Genomic DNA, 5066 nt, shown 5'->3' on the forward strand with positions numbered 1-5066 from the left:
GGGCAGCGCGGCGCCATCGTGGGCGCCTCCACGGCGCCGCGCTGCCCCTACGGCACCTACCGCGACGCCTACGGCAACATCTACTGCCGCTAAAGCCGGGGGGCCGGGCGCGTCCCGGCCCTTCCGCACCGCCCGAGGAGCGGTTATCCCGGCGTCGGCCGGGGCGTCCCCGGTGCCGGACGCGAAGCCGCCGACATGACCGCACCGAGTCCGCGTTTCCCCTCGGGATCGGCCCGTCCATGAGCCAGGGGGCCAAACTCCAGGGCCCCTGGGGTAAGCTCGGCGGTGCCGGGCTCGGCCTTGCCGTGGGCGGTCCGCTCGGGGCGCTGATCGGCGGCGTCGCGGGCCACTTCCTGGTCGACCGGATCGGCGCGCCCTTCGGCCCGACGCCGCGCGACGTGGTGTTCACCACCGGGCTGGTGGCGCTGGCCGCCAAGATGGCCAAGTCCGACGGCGTCGTGCTGCCCTCCGAGGTCGAGGCGTTCGGCCGGGTCGTCCGCGTCGACGAATCCGCGCGATCCGGCGTCGAGCGGCTGTTCGACCTGGCCAAGAAGACCACGAACGGTTTCGAAGCCTACGCGCGTCAGCTCGCGACGACCTTCGGCGACGAGCCCGCCCTGCTCGAGGACGTGCTCGACGGCCTGTTCCAGATCGCGGGCGCCGACGGCGCGCTGCACGAGGCCGAGGAGCGCTACCTGCGCGCCGTCTCGGCGATCTTCGGCTTCGACGATGCCGCCTTCCGGCGGATCGCGGCCCGGCACGTGCGGCTGCCGGACGATCCCTACGCAGTCCTCGGCCTCGATGCGGAGGCCGACGAGGCCACCGTCAAGGCCCGTCACCGGGCGCTGGTCGCCGAGCATCACCCCGACCGGGCGCTGGCCCGGGGCCTGCCCGCCGAGGCCGTGACCATCGCCACGCGGCGGCTCGCCGCCATCAACGCCGCCTACGACCGGATCGTGCAGGAGCGCGGAGCGCGGTGAGCGCGTCAGACCGCCGGGTCTGAGCAGGTGACGAGCCGCACAGGATACAGCGGGGCGTGCCGGTCTTCCGGGACGAAGGTCGCATCTTCGCTGATCGCCTGGGCGACGAGCAGGTGATCGAACGGATCGCGATGATCGGGGTGCATCGGCAGGCTGCCGAGCACCGCGAGATGTGCGGGGCGGATCTCCAGCCGCATGAACCGGTCGCGCGCGAGGGCGGCGTCGATCTCCGCGATATCGGCCTGAAGCTTGCCGATCCGGACCTTGACGACGATCTCCCAGAGCGAGGCGACGCTGACCAGCACGTCGTTGCCCGGATCCGCGATCAGGGCACGGGCCCGGTGCCCGAGGGGATCGCAGTCGGCGAGCCACCAGAGCATGGCGTGCGTGTCGAGCAGGAGCCTCACCGCTCCTCGCCCTGCATCGCCGCCAGCACCTCCGGCGGGAGCGTGTCGAAATCGGGGGCCATGGCGATCCGGCCACGGAGCATCCCGGGCGTCCGGGCCGTGCGGACAGCGTCCGCGGGCGGGTGGATCTCGGCCAAGACCTCGCCGCGCGACGTGACCAGGAACGTGTTGCCGTCCCGGGCCTCGCGCAGGAAGCCATCGATGTTGCCCCGGAACGTCTTCACGCCGATCCGTCGGGGTGCCGTCTTGTTCCGTACCGGGCCGGCCATCGTCGACCTCCACTGCAGCGCCGCATGTGGGCGCATGGTCCGAACGCCGTCAATGACGGGCCGGCGCGATCCGGAACTTTCGACGCCGCATCGCGGTGCGAGCCATGGCACAAGGGCAGCGTCCCGGATATCGGAACCCGGACGATGCGCCCGGTCTCTGGTTTCGCATCGTCGTTTTTCGGAAGCCGGAAACGATCGTTCGGGATGATGCACAAGCCCGCCATGACGCTGACCCCCGACAGCCCCCTCGCCCGCCGCGTGGCGCCCTCGCCGAACCATGGCGAGCGCCGCGGAGCGCAGCCCGACATGCTGCTCCTGCACTATACCGGCATGGCGAGCGGCGCCGCCGCGCTGGCGCGGCTGCGGGATCCGCTGAGCGAGGTCTCGGCCCACTACCTCGTGTTCGAGGATGGCGGCATCGTCCAGATGGTGCCGGAGGCCCGGCGCGCCTGGCACGCGGGCCGGGGCGCCTGGAAGGGCGTGACCGACCTCAACTCCCGCTCGGTCGGGATCGAGATCGTCCATCCCGGCCATGCCGGTGGACTGCCGCCCTATCCGGACGCGCAGGTCGATGCCGTGATCGCCCTGGCCCTGGACATCCTGGGGCGCTGGCCGATCCCGCCGGAACGGGTGCTCGGCCATTCCGACATCGCCCCGGAGCGCAAGGAGGATCCGGGCGAGACCTTTCCCTGGGACCGCCTCGCGGCGGCCGGCGTCGGCCACCGGGTGCCGCCCGCCCGGCTCCGGGACGGGCGGTTCTTCGCGCAGGGCGATGCCGGACAGCCCGTGGAGGCGCTGCAGGCGATGTTCGCGCTCTACGGCTACGAGCTTCCGGTGACCGGTGTGTTCGACGCGCGCACGCACGCGGTGGTCACGGCGTTCCAGCGCCATTTCCGCCAGAAGCGCGTGGACGGCGTGGCCGACGCCTCGACCATCACCACCCTACGCGACCTGATCTCCGCGCTACCAGCCTAGCACCGGGAAATCCTGGGATTCCAAAGGGCTCAGCCCTTTGGCGGGGTTCGGGGGCGGAGCCCACGAGACGTTCCAGGGCTCTGCCCTGGACCCGCAAAAGGTCCCGGCCTTTTGAAACCTGGACTTCAGGCCCGATGGGCCGGCGCCTCGTGGCCGTGGGCCGGGCCGGAGACCGCCTGGGCCGGCGCATCGGTGCGGGTGCGCCACAGGCTGTAGAGCACGCCGATCGTCAGCAGCGACAGGGTCACCACCAGCGAGACCCAGGGCTGGACGTGGATGAGCCCGAACGTGTCCGCCACGACGATCTTGGCGCCGATGAAGATCAGGATGAAGGCCAGCGCGGTCTTGAGATAGGCGAACCGGTCGACCATCGCGGCCAGCGCGAAGTAGAGGGCGCGCAGGCCCAGGATCGCGAAGATGTTGGAGGTGTAGACCACGAACGTGTCGGTGGTGATCGCGAAGATCGCCGGCACGCTGTCGACCGCGAAGATCACGTCGGCGCCGTTGACCAGCACCAGGGCCAGGGCCAGCGGGGTGAACCACAGGGCCTTCTTGCCGGTGGCCGGGTCGGGCCGGCGCACCGCGAAGTGCTGGCCGTGCAGCTCGGGCGTGACCCGGAAGGTCTTCTTGATCCAGCGCACGACGGCGCTGTTCTGGAAGTCGCCCTCCTCCTCGGGACCCGAGAACAGGATCTTCAGGCCGGCGAAGATCAGGAACGCGGCGAACAGCGACAGCACCCAGTGGACCTGGTGCACGAGCGCCGCGCCGAGGCCGATCATCAGGCCGCGCAGCAGGACGGCGGCCAGGATGCCCCAGAGCAGGACCCGGTGCTGGGCGGCGCGCGGGATGCCGAGCGCGGCCAGGATCATGGCGATGACGAAGACGTTGTCCATCGACAGCGACTTCTCGACGACGAGGCCGGTGACGTATTCCTCGCCCGCCTGCGGCCCGAGATACCACCAGATCCAGCCGCCGAAGGCGAGGCCGAGCGCGAGGTAGAAGCCGGTCAGCAACAGGCTCTCGCGGACCCCGATCTCGTGGTCCTTGTCCCGGTGCAGCAGCCCGAGATCGAAGGCGAGCAGACAGGCGATCAGGACGTGGAAGCCGAGCCACATCCACAACGGCTTGCCGAGCCATTCGACGGTTAGAACGTCCATCATGTGCGGGACCTGATGCTGATTCCGGAAGGAAAGCATCGGCTCCGACATCACGGGCGCTGAACAGCGCCCGCCAGAGGGGCCCGCAGCCGATAGGGGCGAGTTAAGCGGGCGAACCGGGCGAATCAAGGGCACGGTCGCGGCGCGCGGGTGACGCGCGCCTCGGGCCGCGTCCGCGGCCGGGCCTCAGGCCTCCCCGGACAGCTTCATCAGCACCAGGCCCGACACGATCAGCGCCGCCGCGGCGATCCGCAACGGGCTCGCGCTCTCGCCGAGCATCAGGATGCCGAGCAGGAAGGCGCCCACCGCCCCGATGCCGGTCCAGACCGTGTAGGCGGTGCCCAGCGGCAGGCTGCGCATCGCGAAGGCCAGCAGGACGAAGCTGCCGAGCGCGGCCACCACCGTCACGGCGCTCGGGATCGGCTGGGTGAAGCCGGCGGAGCGCTTCATCGCATAGGCCCAGACCACCTCCAGCAATCCGGCCGCGAGCAGGATCAGCCAAGCCAAGGTCGTGTCCTCATGTCGGGGTGTGAGCGGCCGGGGCGCCGTCGGGCTTTGCCGCCGGACGTTCGCCGAGCGGGCGCTCCTCCATGTAGGCGAGGAACCCGAGGGCCGCCACCAGGCCGACGCAGGCGGCCAGGAACACCGAGCGGAAGGTCTCGGCCAGATGCGCGGGATCGCCGCCCCGGATCAGGCTCTCCACGTCGTGCCCGGTCCCGGCGGCCCCCCCGAGCACGATCGTCCCGAAGGCTGCCACGATCAGGGCGCCGCCGAGCGAGCGGAAGAAGTTCATCGCCGCCGTGGCGATGCCGAGCTGGTGCGGTTCCACGGCGTTCTGGATCGCGATGGTGGAGAGCGGCAGGATCGTCCCGATCCCCATGGAGAGCAGCGCCAGCATCACCTCCATCAGCCAGAACGGCAGCGCCCGCCCCTCCAGGGCGATGACGGCGCAGCAGGCGATGCTGACGCTCATCATGGCCAGCGGCACGCGCTTGTAGTGCCGGAACAGCAGCATCGACCGGCCCGACAGCGTCGCCCCGGTGACGGTGCCGACCATCAGGGGCACCAGGGCCACGCCGGATTCGCTGGCGGTGAGCCCGAGCACGCCTTCGAGGAAGATCGGCACGTAGATGGTCAGGCCGATGAAGGTGCCCATCGCGAAGCAAGCGGACAGGGTGGCGCTGTAGACCACCCGGTCCTTCAGCACCTGCGTGGGGATCAGCGGCTCGGCCGCGGTGGCGAGCCGGGCCGCGAACCCGCAGCCGAGCACGGCCGCCA

General features: G+C 70.9%; 7 protein-coding genes. 2 read left to right on the plus strand and 5 right to left on the minus strand.

What is annotated here, in order from left to right:
* Positions 1 to 239 precede the first annotated feature (239 nt).
* Positions 240 to 980 (plus strand): TerB family tellurite resistance protein, encoded by a 741-nt coding sequence (locus tag FV228_RS19875; RefSeq protein ID WP_147856195.1) that lies wholly within the window; start codon positions 240 to 242, stop codon positions 978 to 980.
* A gap of 5 nt (positions 981 to 985) precedes the next feature.
* On the opposite strand, the gene FV228_RS19880 is transcribed toward FV228_RS19875, so the two are convergent.
* Both FV228_RS19880 and FV228_RS19885 read right to left on the minus strand, forming a co-directional pair.
* Complete coding sequence (locus FV228_RS19880) at positions 986 to 1387, minus strand: type II toxin-antitoxin system VapC family toxin (protein ID WP_147856196.1); 402 nt, start codon at positions 1385 to 1387, stop codon at positions 986 to 988.
* Positions 1384 to 1656: a prevent-host-death protein gene (locus FV228_RS19885; protein WP_147856197.1), complete on the minus strand. Its 273-nt coding sequence runs from the start codon at positions 1654 to 1656 to the stop codon at positions 1384 to 1386. Before FV228_RS19885 ends, FV228_RS19880 begins: the two co-directional genes overlap by 4 nt.
* A gap of 222 nt (positions 1657 to 1878) precedes the next feature.
* Between FV228_RS19885 and FV228_RS19890 the strand changes: the two genes are divergently transcribed.
* A complete protein-coding gene (locus tag FV228_RS19890; protein WP_147856201.1) occupies positions 1879 to 2631 on the plus strand; it encodes an N-acetylmuramoyl-L-alanine amidase in 753 nt (250 codons plus the stop codon).
* A 125-nt stretch (positions 2632 to 2756) separates the two neighbouring features.
* On the opposite strand, the gene FV228_RS19895 is transcribed toward FV228_RS19890, so the two are convergent.
* The 3 genes from FV228_RS19895 to FV228_RS19905 all read right to left on the minus strand — a co-directional run.
* A complete protein-coding gene (locus FV228_RS19895; RefSeq protein ID WP_147856198.1) occupies positions 2757 to 3791 on the minus strand; it encodes a TerC family protein in 1035 nt (344 codons plus the stop codon).
* A gap of 183 nt (positions 3792 to 3974) precedes the next feature.
* Positions 3975 to 4295, minus strand: a complete 321-nt coding sequence (locus FV228_RS19900; RefSeq protein WP_147856199.1) for an SMR family transporter — start codon at positions 4293 to 4295, stop codon at positions 3975 to 3977.
* A gap of 10 nt (positions 4296 to 4305) precedes the next feature.
* Positions 4306 to 5066, minus strand: a 761-nt coding sequence (locus tag FV228_RS19905) for an MFS transporter (RefSeq protein WP_147856200.1), incomplete at its 5' end; no start/stop codon positions are given.

It is taken from the genome of Methylobacterium sp. WL18, assembly GCF_008040015.1.
GTDB classification, from domain to species: Bacteria; Pseudomonadota; Alphaproteobacteria; order Rhizobiales; family Beijerinckiaceae; genus Methylobacterium; species Methylobacterium mesophilicum.